The 25,164-nt window shown below is 67.3% G+C and carries 25 protein-coding genes; 13 read left to right on the forward strand and 12 right to left on the reverse strand.

Annotated elements, in window-relative coordinates; all coding sequences use genetic code 11:
- Positions 1-46 precede the first annotated feature (46 nt).
- Genes U1701_RS05830 through U1701_RS05840 form a run of 3 tightly spaced genes read left to right on the forward strand, consistent with a single transcriptional unit; the run spans position 47 to position 2,247 of the window.
- Positions 47-1,195: a bifunctional 2-C-methyl-D-erythritol 4-phosphate cytidylyltransferase/2-C-methyl-D-erythritol 2,4-cyclodiphosphate synthase gene (locus U1701_RS05830; RefSeq protein ID WP_332781603.1), complete on the forward strand. Its 1,149-nt coding sequence runs from the start codon at positions 47-49 to the stop codon at positions 1,193-1,195.
- Complete coding sequence (locus U1701_RS05835; protein WP_332781604.1) at positions 1,192-1,716, forward strand: hypothetical protein; 525 nt, start codon at positions 1,192-1,194, stop codon at positions 1,714-1,716. The genes U1701_RS05830 and U1701_RS05835 overlap by 4 nt, the downstream gene beginning before the upstream one ends.
- 3 nt (positions 1,717-1,719) lie before the next feature.
- Positions 1,720-2,247, forward strand: coding sequence for a CinA family protein (locus U1701_RS05840; protein ID WP_332781605.1), 528 nt, complete (start codon positions 1,720-1,722; stop codon positions 2,245-2,247).
- Here the strand turns inward: U1701_RS05840 and U1701_RS05845 are convergent.
- The 4 genes from U1701_RS05845 to aspS all read right to left on the reverse strand — a co-directional run bounded on the left by U1701_RS05845 (position 2,181) and on the right by aspS (position 6,328).
- Positions 2,181-2,666: a type II toxin-antitoxin system RatA family toxin gene (locus U1701_RS05845; RefSeq protein WP_332781606.1), complete on the reverse strand. Its 486-nt coding sequence runs from the start codon at positions 2,664-2,666 to the stop codon at positions 2,181-2,183. The two genes, U1701_RS05840 and U1701_RS05845, sit on opposite strands and share 67 nt — an antisense overlap.
- Entirely contained in the window at positions 2,666-3,625 is a 960-nt protein-coding gene (gene lipA, locus U1701_RS05850) for a lipoyl synthase (protein ID WP_332781607.1), read from the reverse strand. The genes U1701_RS05845 and lipA overlap by 1 nt, the downstream gene beginning before the upstream one ends.
- 85 nt (positions 3,626-3,710) lie before the next feature.
- A complete protein-coding gene (locus tag U1701_RS05855; protein ID WP_332781608.1) occupies positions 3,711-4,484 on the reverse strand; it encodes a polyphosphate kinase 2 family protein in 774 nt (257 codons plus the stop codon).
- A gap of 20 nt (positions 4,485-4,504) precedes the next feature.
- Entirely contained in the window at positions 4,505-6,328 is a 1,824-nt protein-coding gene (aspS, locus tag U1701_RS05860; RefSeq protein ID WP_332781609.1) for an aspartate--tRNA ligase, read from the reverse strand.
- A 118-nt stretch (positions 6,329-6,446) separates the two neighbouring features.
- Between aspS and rnd the strand changes: the two genes are divergently transcribed.
- Positions 6,447-7,622 carry a ribonuclease D gene (gene rnd / locus U1701_RS05865; protein WP_332781610.1) on the forward strand — a complete coding sequence of 392 codons (1,176 nt, stop codon included), beginning with the start codon at positions 6,447-6,449 and terminating at the stop codon, positions 7,620-7,622.
- Entirely contained in the window at positions 7,619-7,903 is a 285-nt protein-coding gene (locus tag U1701_RS05870) for an I78 family peptidase inhibitor (RefSeq protein ID WP_332781611.1), read from the forward strand. Before rnd ends, U1701_RS05870 begins: the two co-directional genes overlap by 4 nt.
- A gap of 136 nt (positions 7,904-8,039) precedes the next feature.
- On the opposite strand, the gene U1701_RS05875 is transcribed toward U1701_RS05870, so the two are convergent.
- From U1701_RS05875 to U1701_RS05890, 4 genes are read right to left on the reverse strand one after another with little or no spacing between them, the layout of a single operon-like run.
- Positions 8,040-9,545: a Ppx/GppA phosphatase family protein gene (locus tag U1701_RS05875; protein ID WP_332781612.1), complete on the reverse strand. Its 1,506-nt coding sequence runs from the start codon at positions 9,543-9,545 to the stop codon at positions 8,040-8,042.
- An 8-nt stretch (positions 9,546-9,553) separates the two neighbouring features.
- Positions 9,554-11,719 carry an RNA degradosome polyphosphate kinase gene (locus tag U1701_RS05880; RefSeq protein ID WP_332781613.1) on the reverse strand — a complete coding sequence of 722 codons (2,166 nt, stop codon included), beginning with the start codon at positions 11,717-11,719 and terminating at the stop codon, positions 9,554-9,556.
- Complete coding sequence (locus tag U1701_RS05885; protein ID WP_332781614.1) at positions 11,716-12,354, reverse strand: P-loop NTPase family protein; 639 nt, start codon at positions 12,352-12,354, stop codon at positions 11,716-11,718. The genes U1701_RS05880 and U1701_RS05885 overlap by 4 nt, the downstream gene beginning before the upstream one ends.
- Positions 12,351-13,598, reverse strand: a complete 1,248-nt coding sequence (locus tag U1701_RS05890) for a heavy-metal-associated domain-containing protein (RefSeq protein WP_332781930.1) — start codon at positions 13,596-13,598, stop codon at positions 12,351-12,353. The genes U1701_RS05885 and U1701_RS05890 overlap by 4 nt, the downstream gene beginning before the upstream one ends.
- A 61-nt stretch (positions 13,599-13,659) precedes the next feature.
- Between U1701_RS05890 and purM the strand changes: the two genes are divergently transcribed.
- The 4 genes from purM to U1701_RS05910 are packed head-to-tail and all read left to right on the forward strand — an operon-like array spanning position 13,660 to position 16,271.
- On the forward strand, positions 13,660-14,754 hold the full coding sequence (gene purM / locus U1701_RS05895; protein ID WP_332781615.1) for a phosphoribosylformylglycinamidine cyclo-ligase: 1,095 nt from the start codon (positions 13,660-13,662) through the stop codon (positions 14,752-14,754).
- On the forward strand, positions 14,747-15,316 hold the full coding sequence (purN, locus tag U1701_RS05900) for a phosphoribosylglycinamide formyltransferase (RefSeq protein ID WP_332781616.1): 570 nt from the start codon (positions 14,747-14,749) through the stop codon (positions 15,314-15,316). Before purM ends, purN begins: the two co-directional genes overlap by 8 nt.
- Positions 15,313-15,678: an MmcQ/YjbR family DNA-binding protein gene (locus tag U1701_RS05905; RefSeq protein WP_332781617.1), complete on the forward strand. Its 366-nt coding sequence runs from the start codon at positions 15,313-15,315 to the stop codon at positions 15,676-15,678. The genes purN and U1701_RS05905 overlap by 4 nt, the downstream gene beginning before the upstream one ends.
- Complete coding sequence (locus tag U1701_RS05910) at positions 15,675-16,271, forward strand: phage holin family protein (RefSeq protein ID WP_332781618.1); 597 nt, start codon at positions 15,675-15,677, stop codon at positions 16,269-16,271. The genes U1701_RS05905 and U1701_RS05910 overlap by 4 nt, the downstream gene beginning before the upstream one ends.
- 99 nt (positions 16,272-16,370) lie before the next feature.
- Here U1701_RS05910 and U1701_RS05915 read toward each other — a convergent pair whose 3' ends face one another.
- The 4 genes from U1701_RS05915 to U1701_RS05930 form a co-directional block, all read right to left on the reverse strand.
- Positions 16,371-16,877 carry a GNAT family N-acetyltransferase gene (locus U1701_RS05915; protein ID WP_332781619.1) on the reverse strand — a complete coding sequence of 169 codons (507 nt, stop codon included), beginning with the start codon at positions 16,875-16,877 and terminating at the stop codon, positions 16,371-16,373.
- Positions 16,878-16,888: 11 nt separating this feature from the next.
- A complete protein-coding gene (gene ndk, locus U1701_RS05920; protein WP_254685580.1) occupies positions 16,889-17,311 on the reverse strand; it encodes a nucleoside-diphosphate kinase in 423 nt (140 codons plus the stop codon).
- 96 nt (positions 17,312-17,407) lie between these two features.
- Complete coding sequence (locus U1701_RS05925; protein WP_332781620.1) at positions 17,408-17,848, reverse strand: DNA polymerase III subunit chi; 441 nt, start codon at positions 17,846-17,848, stop codon at positions 17,408-17,410.
- A gap of 117 nt (positions 17,849-17,965) precedes the next feature.
- Entirely contained in the window at positions 17,966-19,438 is a 1,473-nt protein-coding gene (locus tag U1701_RS05930; protein ID WP_332781621.1) for a leucyl aminopeptidase, read from the reverse strand.
- Positions 19,439-19,642: 204 nt separating this feature from the next.
- Here U1701_RS05930 and U1701_RS05935 point away from each other — a divergent pair, with 204 nt between their 5' ends.
- From U1701_RS05935 to rsmA, 4 genes are all read left to right on the forward strand, one after another.
- Complete coding sequence (locus tag U1701_RS05935) at positions 19,643-21,880, forward strand: LPS-assembly protein LptD (RefSeq protein ID WP_332781931.1); 2,238 nt, start codon at positions 19,643-19,645, stop codon at positions 21,878-21,880.
- Between the two features lie 62 nt (positions 21,881-21,942).
- Positions 21,943-23,307, forward strand: a complete 1,365-nt coding sequence (locus U1701_RS05940) for a peptidylprolyl isomerase (protein WP_332781622.1) — start codon at positions 21,943-21,945, stop codon at positions 23,305-23,307.
- Complete coding sequence (gene pdxA / locus U1701_RS05945; RefSeq protein WP_332781623.1) at positions 23,285-24,313, forward strand: 4-hydroxythreonine-4-phosphate dehydrogenase PdxA; 1,029 nt, start codon at positions 23,285-23,287, stop codon at positions 24,311-24,313. Before U1701_RS05940 ends, pdxA begins: the two co-directional genes overlap by 23 nt.
- Positions 24,310-25,125 carry a 16S rRNA (adenine(1518)-N(6)/adenine(1519)-N(6))-dimethyltransferase RsmA gene (gene rsmA, locus U1701_RS05950; protein ID WP_332781624.1) on the forward strand — a complete coding sequence of 272 codons (816 nt, stop codon included), beginning with the start codon at positions 24,310-24,312 and terminating at the stop codon, positions 25,123-25,125. The genes pdxA and rsmA overlap by 4 nt, the downstream gene beginning before the upstream one ends.
- Positions 25,126-25,164: the final 39 nt, after the last annotated feature.

The raw sequence follows: 25,164 nt of genomic DNA on the forward strand, positions 1-25,164 counted from the left end.
CACGCCGGCTCTGGTGGCAAGGCGGGCGAGCGGCTAGGCACGGCGCATGACCGATACCGCGCGCACCACAGCCTTGATCGTCGCCGCAGGTGCGGGCGTACGCGCGGGCGGGACGATCCCCAAACAGTTCGCGCAGGTCGCGGGGCGCGCGATGATCGCGCATTCCCATGCAGCATTTGCGGCGCATCCGGGGATCGACCAGATCGTGGTCGTCGCGGCGCCGGGCCAAGGGCACATGGTCAGGGCCGTCTTAGGCGACGTGACGGTCGTCGTTGGCGGGGCAACGCGGCGCGAGTCGGTGGCGCTTGGGCTGACCGCGATTGCGGGTGCCACGCGCGTGCTGATCCACGATGCCGCCCGCCCTTTCCTGCCGAGCCGCGTCATCGACGCGGTCCTGGACGCGCTGGATACGCATGACGGCGCCACGCCCGTCCTGCCGGTGGCGGACACGCTGGCGCGCGGGACGGAACTTCTGGGCGAAACGGTTCCGCGCGCCGATCTTTATCGCGTCCAGACGCCGCAAGGCTTTCGCATGCCGATCCTGCAGGCCGCGCACGCCGCGTGGGATCCGTCGGAAGATGCAACCGACGACGCGCAGATGGTGCGGCGACTTGGCGGCAGGGTCGCGTTGGTGCAGGGCGATGCCATGCTCGAAAAAGTGACTCACCCGCAAGATTTCGCTGCCGCCGATGCGCGCGCCGCGATGGAGACCCGCACGGCGATGGGGTTCGATGTCCACCGCCTCGAGGTCGGCGAGGAATTGTGCCTGGGCGGCGTCCTTATCCCGCACGACAAGGGCCTGTCGGGTCATAGCGACGCCGATGTCGCACTCCATGCGCTGACGGATGCGCTGCTCGGTACGATCGCGGCCGGCGATATCGGCACGCATTTCCCGCCGAGCGACCCGCAATGGAAGGGTGCCGACTCCGCGCAGTTTCTGCAGCATGCGGCGACCCTGATCGCGGACAAGGGCGGCCGCATCGACTTCGTCGACCTGACGATCATGTGCGAGGCCCCCAAGATCGGCCCGCACCGCGCCGCAATGACCGCGCGGATCGCCGACTTGCTGGCGCTCACGCCCGACCGGGTGAGCGTGAAGGCGACAACCACCGAACGCCTGGGCTTCACCGGCCGCGGCGAAGGCATCGCGGCACAGGCGGTCGCCACCATCCGCCTGCCGGGGGCGCCACGATGAGGATCGCCGCCGCGCTCGCCGCCGTGGCACTTCTCGCCAGTCCTGCGGCCGCCCAGCAGCCCTGCATTACCGGGCCCGAGGCCGAGGCGCTGACTCTGGTAGCCCTGCCCGATATCATCCGCGAAACCGGCACCGTCTGTGCCGCGCAACTGCCGGCGACGAGCCTTGTCCGGCGCAGATCAAGCCCGTTGCTCAGTCGCTACCAGGTCGAGGCGGCACGCGCCTGGCCGGCGGCGCGCGCGGCGATCGTCAAGCTTAGCGATCCGGCGGTCGATGCGCTGCTCGACTCGGAATTCGCGCGCCCGCTGCTGACGTCGCTGCTGGTCCCGCAACTCGTCGGCCGAATCGCTACGCGCGATTGCGGCACGATCGACCGGCTGGTCGCGCTGCTGGAGCCGCTGCCGGCGCGCAACACCGCGGCCATCGTCGTGGAGACGCTGCGCTACCTGAAGGCCGAAAAGGCACGGCGCGGCGTCGTCGCGGTTCCCGACTTGCCGCTGTGCACCGCAAGGAGCCGTTGAGCCATGGATACCGTTCTTCCTGACGCCTTGGTCGAAGCCGCGCGTCGCGTGATCGAGCAAAACCGAGCGATCGGCCGCCGCGTCGCGGTCGCCGAAAGCTGCACGGGCGGTCTCGTTGCCGCGGCGCTGACCGAAATCCCTGGGTCTTCCGAAGTGTTCGAAGTCGGTTTCGTGACCTATTCGAACGATGCCAAGCTCGGCATCCTCAAGATCAGCTCGGACGTCCTCGAAACCTTCGGTGCGGTCTCGATCGCGGTGGCTTGGAGCATGGCGCAAACCGCGCTGCGCCAGTCGGGTGCGGACGTTGCGGTTGCGATCACGGGTATCGCAGGGCCCGGCGGCGGATCGATCAAGAAGCCTGTCGGTACGGTCGTGTTTGGCCGTGCGGAGAAAGGTGGCGATCCCGCCGACGTGCATGCGGACAAGAAGATGTTCGGCGACCTCGGCCGCGGAGGAATCCGCCTTCAGGCCGCGCTATGGGCGCTCGAACTGCTGTTGCCGGTGCCGGTGCCGGTGCCGCCCGCGCCGTAAAGCTGTGCGGCGCGCGTTTCGAATGCGCCGATCATCTTACGTAGCGCCGAGCCGAACACCTGGCCGGCGATCATCTCGAACATCCGGTTCTTGAACGCGAAGTCGACGCTGAAATCGACCGCGCAGCCGCCGGGTTCGGGCCGAAAACGCCACTCGTTGCGGAGGAACTTCAACGGACCCTCGATATATTCGACGGTGATCGTGTCGGGCCGCGACTTCTCGACGCGCGACGTGAAGGTTTCGCGCAGGCCCTTGAATCCGACGATCATGTCGGCGAGCGTCTGGGTCTCGCTGTCCGAGCGCACGCGCATCGCGCTGACCCACGGCAGGAATTCGCTATAGCGGCGCACGTCAGCGACCAGATCGAACATCTGTTCGGGCGTGTAGGGCAGATGACGCGTTTCCGAATGCTTCGGCATCAGACGTGCTCGAGCCCGACCCCCAGCTTCGGCGCCAATTTCGCCGCGCGCGCCGCGCGCATCCGTTCGAAGTCGTCGCCAGCGTGATAGCTCGACCGGGTCAGCGGTGACGAGGCGACCAGCAGGAACCCCTTTGCGCGCGCGATGGCGGCATAGGCGTCGAACGCCTTGGGAGGCACGAATTCGGCGACCTTGGCATGGCGCGGGGTGGGCTGAAGATATTGCCCCATCGTCAGGAAATCGATGTCGGCGCAGCGCATGTCGTCCATCACCTGATGGATCTCGAGCCGCTCCTCGCCCAGCCCGAGCATCACGCCCGACTTGGTGAAGATCGACGGATCATGCTTCTTGACGCTCTCAAGCAGCCGCAGCGAGGCATAGTAGCGCGCGCCCGGACGGATCGTCGGGTAGAGCCGCGGCACGGTCTCCAGATTATGGTTGTAAACGTCAGGACGCGCTTCGACGATCGACTCGATCGCGGCCTGTGCCTTGTTGCGAAAATCGGGGGTGAGGATCTCGATCGTCGTGGTCGGGTTCGAGCGACGGATCGCCTGGATGACCTTCACGAACTGCGAGGCGCCGCCATCGGGTAGGTCGTCGCGGTCGACCGAGGTGATGACGATGTGGTTCAGGCCCATCTGCGCGGCCGCGTCGGCGACGTTCTGCGGCTCCATCGCGTCGACCGCGCGGGGCATGCCGGTCTTCACGTTGCAGAACGCGCAGGCGCGCGTGCAGGTGTCGCCGAGGATCATGACGGTCGCGTGCTTCTTCGACCAGCATTCGCCGATATTAGGGCATGCCGCCTCTTCGCACACCGTCGTGAGGCTTTTCGAGCGCATCAACTCGCGGGTCTTGGCGAAGCCGACGCTGGTCGGCGCCTTGACGCGAATCCAGTCTGGTTTGCGCAGTCGGGGCTGACCAGTATCGGGAAGAGGGGCGAGCGGAGTCATCTCGTTCATCGTCGCGAGATAGCGATCCCCACCCGCCTAGACAACATAGATGCGGTTCGCGCCGGATTATCGGCAGGCAGGTCCGTTCGGCGCGTCAGTCGCCGAAAGCAGCGCGGGCGACCTTCTCAACGGCCGGATCGAGCGCCGGCGGGGCCATCGGCACATTGTCTTCCAAACGGTCGGCGATGGCGGTGAGCGCGGCGATGCGCGCGGCCTTCTTGTTGTTGCCGTCGATCGCGATCCAGGGGGCGGCGACGGTATCGGTGCGCGCGAACATGTCGTGCATCGCGTCGAGATATTCCGCCCGGCGCGACCGGTTGTGGTAATCGTCGAGACCGGTCTTCCACCGCTTCCAGGGATCCTCCAGCCGGTTCTTCAGCCGCTTGTCCTGTTCCTTCTGCGTGGTGTGGACGAAGAGCTTGATCAGCGTCGTGCCGTGCGCGACCTGCTGCGCCTCGAACGCGTTGATCTCGTCATAACCGCGCTGCCATTCGGCGTCGGTCGCGAAACCCTCGACGCGCTCGACCAGGACACGGCCATACCAGCTGCGGTCGAACACCGCGATCTCGCGGGCGGCCGGCAAGCGGGTCTCGAACCGCCAGAGGAAATCATGCGCCTTTTCCTCGGGCGACGGTGCCGAGATCGGGTAGACTTCGAAATGACGCGGGTCCCAGGCGGCGGTCATCCGCTGGATGATCCCGCCCTTCCCCGCGGCATCCCAACCCTCGAACATGACGATCGCGCGCTTGCCGTGGACGATGTGCGCGACCTGGATCCGCTCCAGACGTTCCTGGAGTTTGGCCAGTTCGCGCTTGTAATGACCGTCGTATTTCCGGCCGTCTTCATAGTCCGACAGGTCAATCGTCATGCGTCGTGCTCCGCTATCAGTCAGCCGGCGGTCGGGGCGACGGTCGTCCCCGGGCCCTTCGGGCCGTCGACGGTGACCTTGATGTTCAGCTCCTTCAGCTGCTTCGCGCTCGCATAGTTGGGCGCACCCATCATCAGGTCCTCGGCCTTCTGGTTCATCGGGAACAGCACGACCTCGCGGATGTTGGGCTCGCCCGCGAGCAGCATCACCATCCGGTCGATCCCGGGCGCCGAGCCGCCGTGCGGCGGCGCGCCGAGCTTGAAGGCGTTGATCATGCCGGCGAAGTTCGCGTCGACATCGGCCTGGCTGTAGCCGGCGATCTCGAACGCCTTGTACATGATCTCGGGCTGATGGTTGCGGATCGCGCCCGAGCTGAGCTCCACGCCGTTGCAGACGATGTCGTACTGATAGGCCAGGATATCCAACGGATCCATGGTCTGCAGCGCCTCCATCTCGCCCTGCGGCATGCTGAAGGGGTTATGGCTGAAGTCGACCTTCTTGGCGTCCTCGTCATATTCGAACATCGGGAAGTCGACGATCCAGCAGAATTCGAAGCGGCTCTCGTCGATCAGGCCGAGATCAGCACCGATCCGCGCGCGGGCGGCACCGGCGAGCTTGGCGGCGGCGAGTTCCTTGCCGGCGGCGAAGAAGATGCCGTCGTTCGGGCCGAGGCCCATTTCGGCGATCAGCTTACGGGTAGCTTCCTCGCCATGATTCTTGGCGATCGGGCCGCCGAGTTCACCGTTCTTCTGGGTGATGTAGCCGAGCCCGGCGTGCCCTTCGGCGCGCGCCCAGTCGTTCATGTCGGTGAAGAATTTCCGAGACTTGTCGGCGGTGTTAGGCGCGGGGATCGCGCGGACCACGTCGCCGCCAGCGACGATGCTCGCGAAGAGACCGAAGCCCGAATCGACGAAGTGGTGGCCGACGTCGTGGATCAGGATCGGGTTGCGCAGGTCGGGCTTGTCGCTGCCGTATTTCAGCATCGATTCGCGGTAGGGGATGCGCTGGAACGGCAGCGGCGAGACGGTGCGGCCCTTGCCCTGGAAGTCGGCGAATTCCTCGAACACGCCGTGCAGCACGGGTTCGATCGCGGCGAAAACGTCGTCCTGCGTGACGAAGCTCATCTCGAAATCGAGCTGGTAGAATTCACCGGGGCTACGGTCGGCGCGCGCATCCTCGTCGCGGAAGCAGGGGGCGATCTGAAAATAGCGATCGAAGCCGGCGACCATCAGCAGCTGCTTGAACATCTGCGGCGCCTGGGGGAGCGCGTAGAACTTGCCCGGATGCACGCGGCTCGGCACCAGATAGTCGCGCGCGCCTTCGGGGCTCGACGCGGTCAGGATCGGGGTCTGGAATTCCGTGAAGCCCTGCCCGTTCATGCGGTTGCGCAGCGAGGTGATGACCTGGCTGCGGAGCATGATGTTGGCATGCAGCCGCTCGCGACGCAGGTCGAGGAAGCGGTAGCGGAGGCGGATGTCCTCCGGATATTCGGCGTCGCCGGCGACCGGCATCGGCAGCTCCTGCGCGACCGACTGGACGGTGGCGCTGGTCGCGCGGATCTCGATCGCGCCGGTCGCGAGGTTGGGGTTCACCGCCTCGGCCGAGCGCGCGGTCACCTTGCCGGTGATCGTGACGACGCTCTCGTTCTTCAGCTTCTCGATGACCTCGAACACCGGGCCCGAGACGTCGGTGACGATCTGCGTGATGCCGTAGTGATCGCGCAAATCGATGAAGACCAGATCGCCGTGATCGCGCTTCTTGTGGACCCAGCCGGAGACGCGGACGTCTTCGCCGACATGCTCGGGGCGGAGTGCGGCGCAATTATGGGTGCGATAGGCGTGCATGGTTCTTCTCGGATTTACGTCGGTTCCAGCGGACTGGAGGACGGGAATAGGGATGGTTCGCGCTTCCCCCGTCACACACCGCTTTGTCAACCCGGCGGACCCTCGCTAAGGGGGGATCATGCATATCCATGACCTGATTTCCGACAGCGCCTCGCTCGCCAATCTCTGCACCCGCCTCGCGCAAGCCGACTATGTCTGCGTCGATACCGAGTTCATGCGCGAGAGCACCTATTACCCCGAGCTGTGCCTGATCCAGATCGCCGACGACAAGGAAGCGGCCGCGATCGACCCGATGGCGCCGGGGATCGACCTGAAGCCGCTGCTCGACCTGCTGACCGAGAATGAGGACGTGCTGAAGGTCGTCCATGCGGGCGGGCAGGACATCGAGATCATCTACAATTTGACGGGCAAGACCCCCTACCCGTTGTTCGATACGCAGGTCGCGGCGATGGCGCTGGGGCAAGGCGAGCAGATCGGCTATTCGAACCTGGTCGACAGCTGGCTGGGGATCGCGGTCGACAAGGGCGCGCGGTTTACCGACTGGGCGCGGCGGCCGCTGGATGCGCGGCAGATCGAATATGCGATCGGCGACGTGACGCACCTGTCGAAGATTTTCCCGAAGATGCTCGACCGGTTGCGGACCACGGGGCGCGGGGCGTGGCTGAACCAGGAGATGGAGCGTCTGGCCGATCCGGCCAATTACGCGAACGACCCCGATCTGGCGTGGAAGCGGGTGCGGATCTCGGGCCGGAAACCTGAGGTGCTGGGGCGGCTGAAGGCGCTGGCGCGGTGGCGCGAGCTGGAGGCGCAGGGCAAGGACCTGCCGCGCGGGCGGATTGTCAAGGACGAGACGCTGGGCGACATGGCCGGCCATCCGCCCAAGAGGCAGGCCGATCTGGCGCGCGTGCGCGGGCTGTCGGCGAGCTGGGCGGGCAACGACATTGGCGCGCGGCTGATCGCGGCGCTGGAGGCGGCCGAGCCGCTGGGCGCGGACGAACTGCCGCCGCGCGACGATCGCAAGCCGGGGCTCGGCAAGGAAGGCTCGCTGGTCGCCGACCTGCTCAAACTGCTGCTGAAGATCCGATCGCGCGACATCGACGTCGCGTCGAAGCTGCTGGCGCGGACCGAGGAGCTGGAGGCGCTCGCCGCGGGCGTGCGGACGGGTCTGCCAATGCTCGAGGGCTGGCGGTTCGACCAGTTCGGGCGCGATGCGCTGGACCTTGTCGAGGGTCGGCTGGCGTTCGCGGTGATCGATGGGCGGCTGAAGATGACTCGGACGGAGGACGTCGCATGAAGATATTGGGTCTGGCCGCGGTGGCGGCTGCGGTGTCTGCGTGCACGCCGGTCGAACTGCGCAGCCCGCCGGCCGCGCGCGTATGCAAGGCCGAAGCGCTCGGCGACCTGGTCGGCAAGCGCGCGAGTGATGCGCGCGGCGACGTGCTGCTGACGCGGTCGGGCGCGCGGACGCTGCGCTGGATCGCGCCGGATACGATGGTGACCAAGGATTTCCGTGAGGATCGCTTGAACGTTCATACCGACGACAAGGGACGGATCATCCGCGTCAGCTGCGGGTAGGCAGAAATCGTAAAGTCACAAAAGTCACGCCGGAGGGCTATGCTTCGCGTTGCGCTGACCCTGGGGTCTTGGTTGCCGGTCTAAGCTGCCGGGGGTCGCGCGAAAAATCCAACATTACCAGGGCGCGCGGCGGCCGTCAGGCCAGCACCAGCCCCGCCTTGCGGCCCAACGCATTCGCGAGTGCGGTATGCCGACGCTCCACCGCTTCACCGTAAAGGCCCTTGTCCTCGCGGCCGAGGTGCAGCGCGAGACGGGCGCCGTCGTCGGATAGGGTCGAGCGCTGGATCGGGCCGCCAAGGCCGCCGCTGAGGCGCTGACCCAGCCGGATCGCGAGACCCCAGATGGTCGCTTGACGAATCTCCGCCGGGCTCAGCAATTGCGCGATCGGGCCCGGCGCCAGCGCACTGCCGCCGAGGCTGGTATACAGTGCTTGCGCGAGCAGCGCGCGACCGGCGGCATCGATCGCCACCCAATTGCCGTGCAGCCCGATCTCGGCGCCGAGTTCCGCACGGAATTCGGGGTTCGCGCGCCAGCCGACATCGGCGAGCAGGCACGCGGCATGGCGGATCCGCGCCATCGCTGGGGCGTCGTTCGCGAACAGCGGCGCGATCCACGCGTCGAGCACGTCGCCGTGCTCGGGGAACCGGCCGAGCGAGCGCCCCTCGTCGCGCGCGGCCACGATCAGCGGGTCGAGCGCGCGCGTCGGCGCATCGAGCGCCTCGTACAACAGCCCCTCGCGCAGGCCGTAGGCGGAGACGACCGTCGTCCGGCTGCCGAGCTGGCGGACCACCACACCGAGCAGCGCGGTCGCGTCGGACAATGTCGCGATGCGTCCCGACGACAGCCCGTCGACCGCGCGCAGCCGCTGCTTGGACAGATGCGGGATGGTGCGACCGAGCCGGACGATCGTCGGCAGACTCATCGTGTAGTGATGGATGATCGGTAGCAGATAGTCCGACAGGTGCATGTCGAGCCGCGCGAGCGCGCGCCACGATCCGCCGACGAGATAGAGCGGGAGGCCCTGCCCCTTCCCCGCCCAGCCGGCCTCGCGGATCAGCTTGCCGACATGGCGTTCGAGCACCTTGCCGCGCCTGGCACGGATCGCGGCGATGCGAAGTACGCCGAGCGGAAACGACACGCGGTCCTCGATCCGCCCACCGCGGATTCGCACGAGTTCGAGACTGCCGCCGCCGAGATCGCCGACAATGCCATCCGCGTCGGGGATCGCCGAGAGCACGCCGTACCCCGCGGCACTCGCCTCTTGCTCGCCCGACAGAGTTTCGACCTCGAGCCCAAGCGCGGTCGCGGCGGCGATCAGTTCGCCGCCATTGCCGGCATCGCGCACCGCGGCGGTGGCGACGGTGCGCAGCGAACCGACCTCCATCTCACGCGCGACCGCGGCGAACCGGGTCAGCGCCGCGCGGGCCGTTTTCAGCGCGGACTTCTCGATCGATCCGGTCGCCGCCAGCCCGCGGCCCAGCCCGGCCAAGACCTTTTCGTTGAAATGGATCGCTGGCAGCCGCGCGGGCCCCTGATAGACCACCAGGCGGATCGAGTTCGAGCCGATGTCGATGATCCCGGTGCGGGCGTCGGGTTCGACCGATGCCGCTGGCTTGCCGAACAGGCGCGCGGCGACGTTCATGGCCGGGTTCAACGCTGGCGGCGGAGCGACAGGGTCGGAACGATCGCGCTGGTCGCGAGCGAGGCGCCGCGCCCGGAGAGAGACGGGTTGGTCATGAAATACCGATGCAGGTTGAACGGCCGGTCGCCCGGATCGACGCGCGTATAGCCGCCATCGGGGCCGAGATCCCAGCTTTGTTCGTTGTCGATCAGATTCGCGACCATCACCTGGTCCAGAATCTGGTCGTGGACGGTCGGATTGGAGATCGGCAGCATATACTCGACCCGTCGATCGAAGTTGCGCGGCATCCAGTCGGCGGACGAGATGAACAGCTTCGCGCCGTCATTGGGCAGCGCCTTGCCGTTGCCGAACGCCCAGATTCGGCTGTGTTCGAGGAAGCGGCCGATCACCGATTTCACACGGATATGCTCGGACAGGCCCGGGACGCCGGGGCGCAGGCAGCAGATGCCGCGGATGATCAGCTCGACCTCGACCCCCGCGCCGCTCGCTTCGTACAGCTTCTCGATGATCGCGGGATCGACCAGCGAGTTCATCTTGGCCCAGACACCCGCCGGCTTGCCCGCGCGGGCGTTGGCGATCTCGGCGTCGATCAGGTTGACGAGGTTGGGACGCAGGTCGCGGGGGCTGAGGCTCATCTTTGCCATGTCGACGGGTTCGACATAGCCGGTGATGTAGTTGAACATCTGCGCGGCATCACGCCCCACCGCAGGATCCGCCGTGAAGAAGCTGAGATCGGTGTATATTTTCGCGGTGACCGGGTGATAATTGCCGGTGCCGAAATGGCAGTAGGTGCGGAACGCCGAGCCTTCGCGGCGGACGACGAGCGAGACCTTGGCGTGCGTCTTCCAGTCGATGAAGCCGTACACGACTTGAACGCCGGCGCGTTCCAGCGCGGAGGCCCAGACCATGTTCTGTTCTTCGTCGAACCGTGCCTTGAGCTCGACCACTGCCGTCACCGACTTGCCCGCTTCGGCGGCGGCGATCAGCGCGTTGATAACCGCGGGCTGCTTGCCGGCGCGGTACAGCGTCTGCTTGATCGCGACGACGTCGGGGTCGGCCGCGGCCTGTTTGAGGAAGGCGAGCACCACGTCGAACGTCTCGTACGGGTGGTGGACGACGATGTCCTTCGACTTGATCGCGGCGAAGCAATCCCCGCCGAATTCGCGGATCCGTTCGGGGAAGCGCGGGGTGAAGGGCGGGAATTTGAGATCGGGGCGATCTTCGTCGACAAGCCCCGCCAGATCGACGATGCCGAGCAGATTGCCGCTCTCGGTGATGATCGCGTCGGCGCCGCCGAGCTCGTCCTTGAGCACCGCTGCGAGCACGTCGGGGATACCAGTCTCGAGCTCCAGGCGGATCACGCGGCCGCGGCGGCGACGCTTGATTGCGTTGGCGAAGTAACGGACGAGGTCTTCCGCCTCTTCCTCGATCTCCATGTCGCTGTCGCGCAGGACACGGAAGCTGGCGGCCGCGAGCACGTCGTAGCCGGGGAAGATAACCGGCGCGAACCGCTTCAGGATCGTCTCGATCGCGATGTAGCGCGCGGGGTCGCCGGGCAGCCGCACGAATCGCGTCGCCGTCGCCGGGATCATGATGAGTTCGCGGATCGGCTCGTTGTCCGACTTGCGGACGAGATCGAAGATCACCGACAGACCGCCGTTCATGATGAACGGGAAGGGGTGCGCGGGATCGAGCGCCTGGGGGGTCAGGATCGGGAAGATCTGTTCGCGGAAATGCGTTTCGAGCCAGGTGTCGGCCTCCGCATCCACTTCGTCGCGGCGGAGCGCGAACAGCCCGGCGTCGTCGAGCAGAACGCGCAGATCGCCCCACACCGCCTGTTGGCTGGCCATGAGGGCGTCGGCTTCGAGGATGATCGCGCTGAGCTGCTGGCCGGCGGTGAGCCCGTCCGCGGAGCGCCGATCGACATCCTGCGTCTGTTGGCCCTTCAATCCGGCGACGCGGACCATGAAGAATTCGTCGAGGTTCGACCCTGAGATCGACAGGAAGCGGAGGCGTTCGAGCAGCGGGTGCGCGGGGTTGCACGCTTCTTCGAGCACGCGGCGGTTGAAGGCGAGCCACGACAGTTCGCGGTTGAAATAGCGGTCGTTGGGGACCGATGCGGTGGGCGCGTCGTCATCTTCGGCGATGCGGACGATATGGGCTGGACGGTTCATCTGGCCTCGTCGGTAACGGGGGTTTGTTGCGATTTCGCGATCAGCCCCGCGGTCGCCAATGTGCTCCGCGCGAGGGCGATCGACAAGCGTTTGCGCGTTTCCATGACTTCCTGGTCGAGCGCGTCGATCGTGCGTTCAACGGCCACGTGGCTGCGTTCGATCCGTGCGACGAGCCAGTCGATCAGGTCGGGACGCGCATCGAGCCCGCGGCGGTGGAACAGATGGACCAGCAGCGCCTGCATCAGTTCGTCGTCGGGTGCGCCGATCGTCGCGATCGGACTGGCGGCGAGGCGCGAGCGGAGATCGGGCAGCTTGACCTTCCATTCGGGCGGCGCGGCGTCGGCGACGATCACCAGCGGGCGGTGCGTCTCCTGCGCGCGGTTCCACGCATGGAACAGCTGGGCTTCGGGCAGCCGCTCGGCATCATCGATGATCGTGCCGCCGCTCTTGGCCGCGAAGATCCGCGCCAGCAGGCTGCGACCCGATTTGCGCGGGCCGGTCAGCAGCGCGGTCATCACCGGCCAGGTCGCCCAATGTTCGAGCGTGTGCGCGGCGCGCGCGTTCGAGGGCGTGACCAGGAAGGCGTCGTCGCGAGGGTCGGCCGGCCACCCCAGCGGGAGCGCGATCTGGCTCATCCCGCGGTCGCGCTGTCCGTGGGCAGATCAGGCGGTAGCAACTGCGACACGCGGCGGATGCGCAGCGTCTGGCCCGCGCCGAACACCTGATAGCCGCGCGCTTCGAGCGCGGCCTTCAACGCCTCGGGATCGCCGTCATAGGTGACCCGCATCAGCGACACGCCACCGAGCGCGAGGCTGGTCGTCGCCGCGCTGCGGACGCCGGCGATACCGCGCAGCGCCGATTCGGTTGCGGACACGACCGAGGCCTGCGGGGTATCGAACTGGACGATGATCGGGATGCCGGCGCCCGTTGCCGCGGCAGCATCGCCGCCATCCTCGATGGTGCCGTCATCGGGGACTTCGTCGGTCACCACGGGTTCGGGCGCCGGCGGGGGCGACAGCGTCGGATCGGGGCGCAGATAGCCCGACCGCAACGCCCGCTGATAGATGTCGTCCATCCGCTTCACGCCGGCGTCGAGCAGCTGCGGCAAGCCGTCGGCGTTCCCGACGCGCAGCGTGAAGCGGCCGACGGTCTCGTTGTCGGGGCCGTGGCGCGCTTCGAACACCCCGATGATCGGGCCGCCGGGCCACTGCCGATACAGCGTCACCACCGGGATGAGCACGTCGTTGGCGCCGTATTGGTCGATGATCGTGCGCCACCAGCCGCGCCCCGGGCGCTGGATCTGGCCGATGTTGAGCAGAAGCGCATCGGGACCGCTGCCGGCGGGGCGGACGTAGTCCAGGCTCGAATTGCCGGTGCGGAACCGCGCCCAGGCCTGTTGCCAGGCGGTCGGCTGTTCGAACGCTCGGCCCACCCCGCCCGACCATTCGACCGGGATCACGAGCATCGGCGGCGAGCGATCGGAATAGGCCGAGATGCCGAGGATCGACCCGGCACGGCCACGATCGAACAGCACGCCCAGCTTGGCGATGTAGCGATCTGGACCGATCTGCTCATTTTCGACGACGATTCCCGAGACGATCGAATCGAGCGTGCCGTCGGAGACGAGGCCACCGCCGCCGCCGAGGCGCTTCGACAGTTGGACCCACGCCTTGCGCTGCGCGAGCCGCCAGCCGCCGAGCCGTGCGGCCTCGGCGGTCTTGCCGGCGACATCCACGGTGACGCCGCTGACCTCGTAGGCGCCGCCGCTGTCGACCGCCGCGGTGCCGCGACTGCCGCCTTCGATCTGGGCGATCACGGCACCGCCTCCGAGGACGAGAAGGGCAGCGGCGAGCGCGGCGGGAAGCGGACGAATACGGATCACGCGCGCCTTTTGGCGAAGCAGGCGTGGAAATCCAAGCGGGATATGGCTAGCAGGCCGCATGACCGACCGCGATAAACCCTACACCTACGCCCAAGCCGGCGTTTCGATCGCCGCGGGCAATGCCCTGGTCCGCGCGATCGCCCCCCTCGCCCGCTCGACGCGCCGCCCCGGCGCGGACGCCGATCTGGGCGGGTTCGGCGGGATGTTCGACCTGAAGGCAGCGGGGTTCGTCGACCCGCTGCTGGTCGCGGCGAACGACGGCGTCGGCACCAAGCTGAAGCTCGCGATCGAATGGGACCGACACGAGGGCGTCGGCGTCGACCTGGTCGCGATGTGCGTCAACGACTTGATCGTGCAGGGCGCCGAGCCGCTGTTCTTCCTCGATTATTACGCCAGCGGGAAGCTCGATGCGGCGGTTGCCGAGCGCGTCGTCGCGTCGATCGCGGAGGGCTGCAAGCAGGCCGGCTGCGCGCTGATCGGCGGCGAGACCGCCGAGATGCCGGGGATGTACGCCGATGGTGACTACGACCTCGCCGGCTTCTGCGTCGGCGCGGTCGAGCGCGAGAATGTGCTGACTGGGCGCGAGATCGCGGCGGGCGACGTGATGCTGGGGCTGGCGTCGTCGGGCGTGCATTCGAACGGCTTCTCTCTGGTGCGGCGGCTTGCGACCGATCGCGGGTGGAAACTGGATCGCCCTGCCCTGTTCGACCAGGACCGGTTGCTGATCGATCACCTGATGGCGCCGACGCGAATCTATGTCGCCAGCCTCTTGCCGCTGCTGCGCGCGCGGCGGATCAAGGGACTGGCGCACATCACCGGCGGCGGCCTGCTCGAGAATATCCCGCGGGTGCTGCCGGGTGGCGTGCATGCCATCGTCGATGCCGATGCCTGGACGCAGCCGCGGCTGATGGCGTTCCTGCAGGCGCAGGGGCAGATCGAGCCCGAGGAGATGGCGCGAACCTTCAACTGCGGGATCGGCATGGTCGCGATCGTCGCGGCGGACGAGGCCATGGCAATCACCGCCCACCTCGAAGCCGCCGGCGAGACGGTATTCGCGATCGGCCATATCGACGAAGGCACGCATGGCTGCACCGTGCGTGGGTCGATGGAGACGTGGAGCGCGCGCGCGGACTGGTCCGCCACGCATGGATAAGACCAAGGTCGGCGTGCTGATTTCCGGACGCGGGTCGAACATGATGGCGCTGGTGCAGGCATCGCGGGCGCCGAATTGCCCGTACGAGATCGCCGTCGTCGCATCCGACAAGCCGACCGCGGCGGGGCTTGGCTGGGCGTTGTCGGAGGGCATTCCGACCTTCGCGCTGTCGCCCAAGGGCATCGCCAAGCCGATCTACGAGGCGGCGATGGATGCGGCGCTGCGCGAGGCGGGCGTCGAGGTGATCGCACTGGCAGGCTATATGCGGTTGCTGACCGACTGGTTCGTCGAGCAGTGGCGCGACCGGATCGTCAACATCCACCCTTCGTTGCTGCCGAAGTACAAGGGGCTCGACACGCATGCGCGCGCGATCGCCGCGGGGGATGCGGTGGCGGGGTGTTCGGTGCATGTCGTGACCGAGGAACTCGATGCGGGCGAGGTGCTCGGCCAGGCCGAGGTGCCGATCCTTCCGGGCGACACCGCCGATACACTCGCGGAACGCGTGCTTGTCGCCGAGCATTCGCTGTATCCGAAGATCCTGGCGGAGTATGTGAGCCGATGACCGAGACGTCGCCCCTCAACCGTGTCCGCGCAGCGGCGCTCGTCCTGCCCGAATCGGCGGAGAAGGTTTCGCACGGGCAGCCGAGCTTCTTCGTTGCCGACCGTCAGTTCGCGCAGTTCCGCGACGATCATCACGGCGACGGCATGACAGTCGTTTGCGTGAAGACGGCGGACGCCGACCAGCAAGCGATGCTGATCGAGGCGAATCCGGCGGTGTATTCGCGGCCGTCCTATCTGGGGGCGTCTGGCTGGGTCGCGATGGACCTTGGCGGCGATGTCGACTGGGCGCTGGTCGAGGACCGGATCGCGCGGAGTTGGGAACTGGCGGCGCCGCGTCGCCTGTTGGAAGCGGGCGGACGATGAGCGAGACGCCAGCCGAGCGCAAGGAAGCGGCCGCGACGCGTCGCCGCTGGGTGTCGTTGGCCGAGGTGCTCGGCGTCACGGGCGCGCTGATCGCCGCGCTGACGCTGTGGATCAACTGGTCCGACCGCCGTGCCGATGAAGCCGACAAGGTGCGCACGCGGGTGGAGGAGCAGCAGGCGCAGATGCGCGTCGACCTGTCAGCCGAGGTGCGCGACGGCGGCAAGAGCTTGCTGCTGAAGGACGAGCGGCACGAGATCCAGGATGCGGTAATCAGCTTTCCCAAGGCGCTGGCCGTTGCCGCGCAGCATCCGCCCGCGGACCCGGTGATCGAGGCGAGCGCGTTCGACGATGCGTTGCTCAAGCTGACGGACGGCGGTGCGGACGAGCGTACCGGGCGATTGCCGGTGCTGCTGACGCTGCGGTATCTCGACGGCGACACGACGCGGACGACGCGCGGGATCTACGATCTGTTGTGGAAGACCGACGGGCGGATGCTGCGCGGTCGTGACCTGACGCTGACGGGGATGAAGGTGCGTCAGGTTCGCGGCACGCAAGGTCAGCTGGATGCGATCTGGGCACGGGTTAAGCCTTGATCGTTCTCCCGCGATCGCGGGAGTCCAGAAGCCTCACGAACTGCGTTCTGTAACCCTTGGCTCCCGCCTTCGCGGGAGATTTCCGCAGAGCTGCCCCGTTCAGACGCTCCGCGCGTAGACCGGGTCTTCGTGCGTCGTAGCGCCGACGGCGAACTGGCGGGTGCCGATCAGCTCGAAGCCCTGGCGTTCGTAGAAGACGTGGGCACGGTGATTGTGCTCCCAGACGCCAAGCAGCAGGCGGTCATGGCCGATGGCGGTAGCGTCCGCAAACGCTTGTGCCATCAGCGCGGCGCCCAAGCCGACGCCCTGTACCTGCTGCAGGATATAAATCCGGCGCAGTTCGATGTCGGTCGGTCGGATTTCGAACGGGAATTCCGGCTTGGTCAGCACGCTATAGCCGACCGGCGCGTGGCCGGGTTCGATCTCGGCAAGCGTGACGATCGTGGCGGGGTCGGTGACCCAGGCCGCGAAGGTCTCGGAGGTGTTGTGCTTGCGGCAATGCGCGACGAGGTCGGCGCCGTCCAGCACGGACGCATAGGTTTCGAGGAAGACGGCGGATGCGACGAGCGACAGCGCGAACGCATCGTCCGCGGTCGCGCGTCGCATCCGCCAGCGCATCAGCCGACGATTTCTTCGGGCTTGAAGAAATAGGCGATCTCGATCGCGGCGTTCTCGTCGGAATCCGACCCATGCACCGAGTTCGCCTCGATCGACTCGGCGAGTTCCTTGCGGATCGTGCCGGGCTCGGCGTTGGCCGGGTTGGTGGCGCCCATGATGTCGCGGTTGCGCTGCATCGCGTTCTCGCCTTCGAGAACCTGGACGACGACCGGGCCCGAAATCATGAAGCTGACCAGCTCGCCGAAGAACGGACGCTCCTTGTGGACCGCGTAGAAGCCCTCGGCCTGCTCGCGGGTCATCTGGATGCGCTTCGATGCGACGACGCGGAGGCCGGCCTCCTCGAGCATCTTGGTGACGGCGCCGGTCAGGTTGCGACGCGTGGCGTCGGGCTTGATGATCGAAAAGGTACGGTTCGCGGCCATGGCGGTCACGGGCTCCTGTCTGGAATGCTCTGGAAAAGTGGCGTCGCCCTAGAGCCGGACCGGTCCGAATGCAACCGGGGGAAGGATCGGATCCGGTTAGGCCGCCTGTTCCCATTTGCCGGCTTCGTCCTGTTTCCAGTAGCGGCGTTCGACGTCACCACGGTCGGAGAGAGATTTCCACGCGAGGCGCGCTTCGCGGATCGCCTCGTCGTCGAAGAAGTGGAAGGCGCGGTCGAACACTAGCGCCTCGTCGCGCCAGCGGCCGTCGACGATCGCGATGTGGCGGGCGCCGTTGGCGGGCTGGAGGTCGGACGTGATGAGGATCGGCTGGTCGGCGTCGGTCTCGCCGCCCGCCTGCGCGTGGGGCAGGAAGCTGTCGGGGGTATAGCTCCAGAGCAGGCGGTCGAGCGCGGTACGCTGGTCCTCGGAGTCCGCGACGATCAGCAGGCGAGCGCCGCTGGCGACGACCTTTTCCGCGATCTTGGGGAGCGCCCGGTCGAGCGGGGTGGCAGTGAGGTGGTAGAAGTCGACCTGCATATGTCCCCGTCCGTCATGCCGGATTCAGTCCGGCATCCATCGTGCCGCAAAATCTGGAGCAGTTGGTTTGCGGCACCATGGACCCCGGAACAAGTCCGGGGTGACGGTAGGGGTGGCTCAGCCCTCGAAATTGTCCGCGACGAACCGGTCGAGGAGGCGCACGCCGTAGCCGGTGGCGCCCTTGTCGTAGTTGGGGCCGGCCTTGTCGGCCCACACCATGCCGGCGATATCGAGATGCGCCCATTTCACGCCCGGATCGACGAAGCGCTGGATGAACTGCGCCGCGGTGATCGAGCCGGCGCCGCGGGGGCCGACATTCTTCACGTCCGCGATCGGGCTGTCGATGATCTTGTCATAGGCCGGCGACAGCGGGAAGCGCCAGAGCAGGTCGCCGGTCGCGCGGCCGGCGGCCAGCAGTTGGTCGGCGAGCGCGTCGTCATTGGCGAAGATACCGCCATGTTCGTGGCCGAGCGCGACGATCATCGCGCCGGTCAGCGTGGCGAGATCGACGATCGTCGTCGGCTGGTACGTCTTCTGCACCCAGGTGACGCAGTCGCAAAGCACCAGTCGCCCCTCAGCGTCGGTGTTGATTACCTCGATCGTCTGGCCGGACATCGACGTCACGACGTCGCCCGGGCGCTGCGCATTACCGTCGGGCATGTTCTCGACCAGCCCCATCACGCCGACGACGTTGACCTTCGCCTTGCGCGCGGCCAGCGCCTTCATCGCGCCGGCGACTGCGCCCGCCCCGCCCATGTCCCACTTCATGTCTTCCATGCCCGCGGCGGGCTTGATCGAGATGCCGCCGGTGTCGAAGGTGACGCCCTTGCCGACCAGCGCCAGCGTCGGGGCGTCCTCGCCTGCACCATTCCACTTCAGCGCGAGGATACGGGCTTCGCGGCGCGAGCCCTGGCTGACGCCGAGCAGAGCACCCATGCCGAATTCGGTCATCTGCGCTTCGTCGACCACGGTGATCTCGAGGCCAAGCCCCTCGACCTCCGCCGTGACCTTCTCGACGAAGCTTTCGGGGTAGAGGATGTTCGGCGGCGTGGCGACGAGCCAGCGGGTCAGGTCCATGCCCTGCGTGACCGCGTCCTGGGTGGCCCAGGCGGCGTCGGTGCCCTCGGGCGCGCCGGCGATGGTGACGGTCTCCAGAGTCGGCTTGGCCGTCTCCGCGAGCCTGGTGCGGTAGATGTCGTAGCGCCATGCGCGCTGGGCGGCGGCGGCGGCGAAGCGCGCGACCGCCGTCGGAGTCGGCTTGGCGTGGATCGCGGACAGGTCGACCGTGACGGCGGTTGCGCCCGAGGTCAGCAGCTTTGCGACGAGCGCGCCACCGGCCTTCTCCCAATCGGATTCGTCGCTGCCGCCGACGCCGATCAACAGCACCTGCCGGACATCGTCGCCCTGCGCGACGAACAGCTCGACGATCGCGCCGGCCTCGCCTGCGAAGCGCGCGGCGGTTGCTGCCTTTGCCGCCAGAGTCGCACCGTCCAGCTGACCCCAGTCGATCTGCGCGACGCCGTCCTTCTCCACCGGGAGGGCAAGGATCGCCACATCAGCGGCGGCGGTGGCGATGAAATCGATCTGCATGGGGTAGCCTCGGGCAACGGGGGGTTGGTCGGACGCTCTAGGCCGATGCAACGCCCCTGCAAAGCCGCCGATGTACCCGGGTGCGAGCGTGACGATTGCAGGCGCGGCCCGGTGGTGCGATAGGCCGGGCAGAATGCGGCCACGACGGTGACCGCAGATCGCCGCCAAAAGGGGTTGCTTCGAACCGTGTTGCGTATCGACCTGATGGCAGGCTGTGCCCTTTCGCTTGCTCTGCTGGCGGCGCCCGCCGCTGCGCAGGATTTCCAGAACCGCCCGGTCGCGCCGCCGGTGCAGGATGCGCCAGTCGCCAATGCCGCGGCCCCCGCGATCGGTGACGACCAGGTCCAGTTCAGCGCGACCGCGCTCGAATATGATACCGACGCCGACGTCGTCACCGCGACCGGCGAGGTCCGGATGTTCCGCCAAGGCGACCGGCTGCGCGCCGACAAGGTCGTGTGGAACCGCAAGACCGGCAAGGTCGTCGCGACCGGCAACATCGCGGTCACCAACCCCGAAGGTGACATCGCGTACGGCGACGAGATCAACCTGACCGATTCGCTGAAGGACGGCGTGGTCGACAACATGCTGGTCGTCCTCGAACAGGGCGGACGGCTGGCGGCGGCGCAAGGATCGCGAGATGCCAACGGCACCGTCGAGTTGCGCACCGCAGCCTACACGCCGTGCGCGGTGGCGACCTCGGCGGGGTGCCCGAAGGAGCCGACCTGGAAGATCACCGCCGTGCGCGTGACCTATCGGCCGGAACGTCAGCGGATCTATTACTCGGGCGCGCGGCTGCATCTGTTCGGCCTGCCGAGCTTGGCGCTGCCCAAATTCTCCAACCCCGTCGGTGGCGGTAGCGACAACGGGCTGTTGACGCCCAATTTCAACTACAGCCGCGTGAACGGCCTCGAATTCGCGCTGCCTTATTATTTCAAGCTCGCCCCGAACAAGGGGCTGACGATCACGCCACACGTCTACACCAGCGTGCTGCCGATGCTTCAGGCGGACTATTCGGCGCTCGGCACGCGCGGCGCGTTCCGGGTCAGCGCCTATGCGACCGAAAGCCGGCGCAGCGACGATTTGAACACCGCGGATCCAACCGATACCGAGCGCGCGTTCCGCGGCTATATCGATGGTATCGCCCGTTACCAGCTGTCGCCGAACTGGACCGCCAGCGGATCGTTGCGGCTGACCACCGACCGCACCTTCCTGCGCCGCTACGACATTTCGCGCGACGATCGGCTGCGCAGCACCGCCAGCCTGGAGCGGATCGACGACAGCAGCTATTTCGCGATCACCGGCTGGTACGTGCAGACGCTTCGCGTCAACGACCAGCAGGGCATGCAGCCGATCGCGTTGCCCGAGATCGACTATCGCAAGCGCATCGAAGACCCGCTGCTTGGCGGCAGACTGCAGCTGCAGCTCAACACGCTGGCGCTGACTCGGACCGACGGCCAGGATACGCAGCGCGCGTTCGCGTCGGCGCAGTGGGACCTGCGCAAGCTGACCAAATGGGGCCAGGAGGTCACCTTCACCGCGTTCGCGCGTGGTGATGCGTACAACACCAACGATACGCTCTCGACCGCGGTCGAGAGCTATCGCGGGGTCGAGGGGTTCCGCGGGCGCGCGATCGGTGCGCTGGCGGTCGACGTCAAATGGCCGTTCGTCGGCACGTTCCTGAACGGCACGCAGCGTTTCACGCCGCGCGTCCAGATCGTCGCGTCGCCGAAGATCGCGAACGCGACCCTGCCGAACGAGGATTCGCGCGCGGTCGACCTCGACACCAGCAACCTGTTCGCGCTCAACCGGTTCGCGGGGTACGATCGGTTCGAGGATTCGTCGCGCGCGACTTACGGGGCGGAATGGGCGGTCGACCTGCCCGGCTTCACGCTCGATGCGACGGTCGGCCAGAGCTATCGGCTCGACGCGCGGCCGTCGCTGTTCGCCGACGGGACCGGGCTCAGCGATCGGTTCTCGGACATCGTCGGACGCACCGAGCTGCGGTTCCGCGACTTCGTGTCGCTGACCCACCGCTACCGGGTCGACAAGGACAGTTTCGCGGTGCGCCGCAACGAGCTGGACGCGACGGTCGGCTCACGCGCAAGTTATGTGCTGCTCGGCTATCTGCGGCTCAACCGCGATATCTTCCCCGCGATCGAGGATCTGCAGGACCGCGAGGAGGTTCGTATCGGTGGCCGCGTGGAGTTCGCGCGCTTCTGGTCGGCGTTCGGATCGACCGTGGTCGACCTGACCAACAGGTCAGAGGATCCGTCGTCGCTGTCCGATGGCTTCGACCCGATCCGTCACCGGCTGGGGGTCCAGTATGAAGACGACTGCCTGCGTCTCGGCGCGACGTGGCGGCGCTATTACAACGACACCGGCGACGCACGGAAGGGCAACAGCTTCCTGTTGACGCTGGCCTTCACCAATCTCGGCCGCTAAGCCCGCGTTCAGCTATTATGGGCCAGTCCGCGCCGATTACGCGATGATGGGATTTCGACATCTTGAAGCATGAAGTTCGATTGAAGACGCGCGCGGGCAAGATGATCGGCGCGGCCGTGCTGGCGGCGCTGGCAACCACCGCGATCGCGCAGACGGTTCCCGACCAGAGCGTCCCCGACAATACCGGGCTCGATATCCCCGCGAACCTGCAGATCTTCGGCAAGGTCGACCCCAATGTCCGCAAGCCGACCGCGATCGTCAACGACAGCGTGATCACCGGCACCGATGTCGACCAGCGGGTCGCGCTGGTGGTGGTGGCGAACAACAACGCCAAGCTGTCGCCCGAGGATCGCGATCGCGTGAAGCTGCAGGTGCTGCGTCAGTTGATCGACGAGACGCTGCAGATCCAGGAGGCCAAGACCGCCGACATCGTGATCACGCCCGCCGAGATCACGCAGAGCTTCGACGCGGTCGCCAAGAAGTTCAACCGCACCCCCGCGGCGATGCGCGCGTTCCTGCGCGAAGAGGGCTCGTCGGAGCGGTCGCTCAAGCGCCAGATCGAGGGCGAACTGGCCTGGCAGCGTTATCTGCGCCGTCGCGTCGAGCCGTTCGTCAATGTCGGCGACGAAGAGGTCAAGGGCATCCTCGACCGCCTGCAGGCGGCCAAGGGTACCGACGAATTCAACCTCCACGAGATATTCCTGCGCAGCGATGCGGCCAACGGGCAGCAGGTGTTCGCCAACGCGCGGCAGCTGCTCGGCGAGATCCAGAAGGGCAAGCAGCCGTTCGAGGCGTTTGCCCGGCAATATTCGGAAGCGTCGACCAAGGGGGTCGGCGGCGATCTCGGTTGGGTGCGCGCATCGACGCTGCCCGCCGAACTGTCGCAGGCGGTGACGACGATGCAGGTCGGCCAGGTCGCCGGGCCGATCGAGGTCGCGGGCGGCTTCTCGATCCTGTACCTCACCGACAAGCGGCAGGTGCTGACCGCCGATCCGCGCGACGCGCGGCTCAGCCTCAAGCAGCTGACGCTGCGCTTCCCGCCCAACACCAACCAGGCGCAGGCACAGGCGCGTGCGGCGGCGTTCGCCAAGGCGACGCAGGAGCTGCGCGGGTGCGGCACGGTCGAGAAGGTCGCCGCCGGGATCGGCGCGGACGTGGTCGACAACGACACGGTCCGGATCCGCGACTTGCCGCCGCAGCTGCAGGAAATCATGCTGAAGCTGCAGGTCGGTGAATCGAGCCCGCCGTTCGGGTCGGCCGAACAGGGCGTGCGCGCGCTGGTGCTATGCGGGCGCGACGATGCGACCGCCGGTTCGTTGCCGAGCTCGGACCAGATCCAGGGTCAGCTGGAACAGCAGCGCGTCAACCTGCGCGCGCAGCAGAAACTGCGCGATCTGCGACGCGATGCAGTCGTCGAATATCGCTGATCGTCGCGCCGGCGCCGCAGCGCCGATCGCGGTCTCGATGGGCGATCCCGCCGGGATCGGCCCCGAGATCATCGCCAAGGCCTGGGCGGCGCGCCGCGACCATGCGCTGCCGCCATTCGTTGCGGTCGGCGACGCGCGAGCGATCGCGCGGGTGTGGTCGGGACCGATCGCGCGGATCGGCGATCTTGCCGAGACCGAAGCGGCGTTTGTCGACGCGCTGCCGGTGATGACGGTCGAGGATGCTGGCGAGATCGTCCCCGGGGTTCCCGATGCCGAGGGTGCGCGCTGTGCGCTGCATTCGCTCGAGCTGGCGGTGGGGCTGGTCCGGACCGGCGCAGCCCGCGCGCTGGTGACGGGGCCGGTGTCGAAGGCGCAACTCTACGCGATCGGGTTCAGCCATCCGGGCCAGACCGAGTTCGTCGCCGAACGCTATGGCATCGCGGGCGAGAATGCGGTGATGATGCTCGCGGGTCCCACGCTCCGCGTCGTGCCGATCACCACGCATGTGCCCCTCGCCCAGGTGTCGTCTCTGCTGTCCATCGAGCTGATCGTCGCCAAGGGCCGCGCCACCGCGCGCGGCCTGATCAAGAATTTCGGGATCGAGAATCCGCGGATCGTGTTCGCCGGGCTCAACCCGCACGCCGGCGAACAGGGTGCGATCGGCCGCGAGGAGATCGACATCCTCGAACCGGCGATCGCGATCCTGCAGGCTGAGGGTATCGACGCGGCGGGCCCCTTCGCGGCGGACACGCTGTTCCATCCACGCGCGCGCGCGACCTATGACGCGTGCCTGTGCTGCTATCACGACCAGGCGCTGGTGCCGATCAAGACGCTGCATTTCGACGAGGGCGTCAACATGACTCTGGGGCTGCCCATCGTGCGGACCTCGCCCGATCACGGCACCGCGTTCGGGATCGCGGGCAAGGATGTGGCGCAACCGGGCGCAATGATCGCGGCGATCGCGATGGCGGGTGAAGCAGCCGACCGGCGCGCGGCCGCCAAGTGACCGAGCTGCCACCGCTGCGCGAGGTGATCGCGCGCTATGGATTGAACGCGAGCAAGGCGCTGGGGCAGAACTTCCTGTTTGACGGGCAGTTGCTCAAACGGATCGCTGCGGTGCCGGGCGATCTGGACGGTACCGAGGTGCTGGAAGTCGGGCCCGGTCCCGGCGGGCTGACGCGGGCATTGCTGGCGGCCGGCGCGCGCGTGACCGCGATCGAGCGGGACCGGCGGTGCATCCCCGCGCTCGCGGAACTGAGCGAGGCCTATCCGGGGCAGCTGACGGTCATCGAGGGCGATGCACTCGCGGTTGATGCGCCATCGCTGTTCGCGGGGCGGCCGCATATCGTGTCGAACCTGCCGTACAATGTCGGCACTGCGTTGCTTGTCGGCTGGCTGTCGGGCGCGTGGGAACCGTGGTGGAAGTCGTGCACGCTGATGTTCCAGAAGGAAGTCGCCGAGCGGATCGTCGCCAAGACCAACGACGATCATTACGGACGGTTGGCGGTGCTGGCACAGTGGCGGAGCGCGGCGCGGATCGCGATGCCGGTGCATCGGTCGGCCTTCACACCGCCGCCCAAGGTGATGTCGGCGGTGGTGCACATTACCCCCCTGCCCGCGCCGGAGGGTGTCGATTTTGCGGTGCTTGAGCGGCTGACCGGCGCGGCGTTCGGACAGCGTCGGAAGATGCTGCGGCAGAGCGTGAAGGGGGTGTCGGGGGCACTCGACGGGCTGGAGCGGATCGGGATCGACGCGACACGGCGGGCGGAGACGATGTCGGTTGAGGATTTCGTCGCGTTGGCGCGGGTGGTCGGCTGAACCTCTCCCCTCCCTGGAAGGGAGGGGTCGGGGGTGGGT

It is taken from the genome of Sphingomonas rhamnosi, assembly GCF_036663615.1.
Classification (GTDB): Bacteria; Pseudomonadota; Alphaproteobacteria; order Sphingomonadales; family Sphingomonadaceae; genus Sphingomonas.

Bases quoted from the DNA above. Each gene is read 5' to 3' on its own strand.
- U1701_RS05830 (WP_332781603.1), top strand. From the start codon at position 47: ATGACCGATACCGCGCGCACCACAGCCTTGATCGTCGCCGCAGGTGCG.
- U1701_RS05835 (WP_332781604.1), top strand. From the start codon at position 1,192: ATGAGGATCGCCGCCGCGCTCGCCGCCGTGGCACTTCTCGCCAGTCCT.
- U1701_RS05840 (WP_332781605.1), top strand. From the start codon at position 1,720: ATGGATACCGTTCTTCCTGACGCCTTGGTCGAAGCCGCGCGTCGCGTG.
- U1701_RS05845 (WP_332781606.1), bottom strand. From the start codon at position 2,666: ATGCCGAAGCATTCGGAAACGCGTCATCTGCCCTACACGCCCGAACAG.
- lipA (WP_332781607.1), bottom strand. From the start codon at position 3,625: ATGAACGAGATGACTCCGCTCGCCCCTCTTCCCGATACTGGTCAGCCC.
- U1701_RS05855 (WP_332781608.1), bottom strand. From the start codon at position 4,484: ATGACGATTGACCTGTCGGACTATGAAGACGGCCGGAAATACGACGGT.
- aspS (WP_332781609.1), bottom strand. From the start codon at position 6,328: ATGCACGCCTATCGCACCCATAATTGCGCCGCACTCCGCCCCGAGCAT.
- rnd (WP_332781610.1), top strand. From the start codon at position 6,447: ATGCATATCCATGACCTGATTTCCGACAGCGCCTCGCTCGCCAATCTC.
- U1701_RS05870 (WP_332781611.1), top strand. From the start codon at position 7,619: ATGAAGATATTGGGTCTGGCCGCGGTGGCGGCTGCGGTGTCTGCGTGC.
- U1701_RS05875 (WP_332781612.1), bottom strand. From the start codon at position 9,545: ATGAACGTCGCCGCGCGCCTGTTCGGCAAGCCAGCGGCATCGGTCGAA.
- U1701_RS05880 (WP_332781613.1), bottom strand. From the start codon at position 11,719: ATGAACCGTCCAGCCCATATCGTCCGCATCGCCGAAGATGACGACGCG.
- U1701_RS05885 (WP_332781614.1), bottom strand. From the start codon at position 12,354: ATGAGCCAGATCGCGCTCCCGCTGGGGTGGCCGGCCGACCCTCGCGAC.
- purM (WP_332781615.1), top strand. From the start codon at position 13,660: ATGACCGACCGCGATAAACCCTACACCTACGCCCAAGCCGGCGTTTCG.
- purN (WP_332781616.1), top strand. From the start codon at position 14,747: ATGGATAAGACCAAGGTCGGCGTGCTGATTTCCGGACGCGGGTCGAAC.
- U1701_RS05905 (WP_332781617.1), top strand. From the start codon at position 15,313: ATGACCGAGACGTCGCCCCTCAACCGTGTCCGCGCAGCGGCGCTCGTC.
- U1701_RS05910 (WP_332781618.1), top strand. From the start codon at position 15,675: ATGAGCGAGACGCCAGCCGAGCGCAAGGAAGCGGCCGCGACGCGTCGC.
- U1701_RS05915 (WP_332781619.1), bottom strand. From the start codon at position 16,877: ATGCGACGCGCGACCGCGGACGATGCGTTCGCGCTGTCGCTCGTCGCA.
- ndk (WP_254685580.1), bottom strand. From the start codon at position 17,311: ATGGCCGCGAACCGTACCTTTTCGATCATCAAGCCCGACGCCACGCGT.
- U1701_RS05925 (WP_332781620.1), bottom strand. From the start codon at position 17,848: ATGCAGGTCGACTTCTACCACCTCACTGCCACCCCGCTCGACCGGGCG.
- U1701_RS05930 (WP_332781621.1), bottom strand. From the start codon at position 19,438: ATGCAGATCGATTTCATCGCCACCGCCGCCGCTGATGTGGCGATCCTT.
- U1701_RS05935 (WP_332781931.1), top strand. From the start codon at position 19,643: ATGGCAGGCTGTGCCCTTTCGCTTGCTCTGCTGGCGGCGCCCGCCGCT.
- pdxA (WP_332781623.1), top strand. From the start codon at position 23,285: ATGCAGTCGTCGAATATCGCTGATCGTCGCGCCGGCGCCGCAGCGCCG.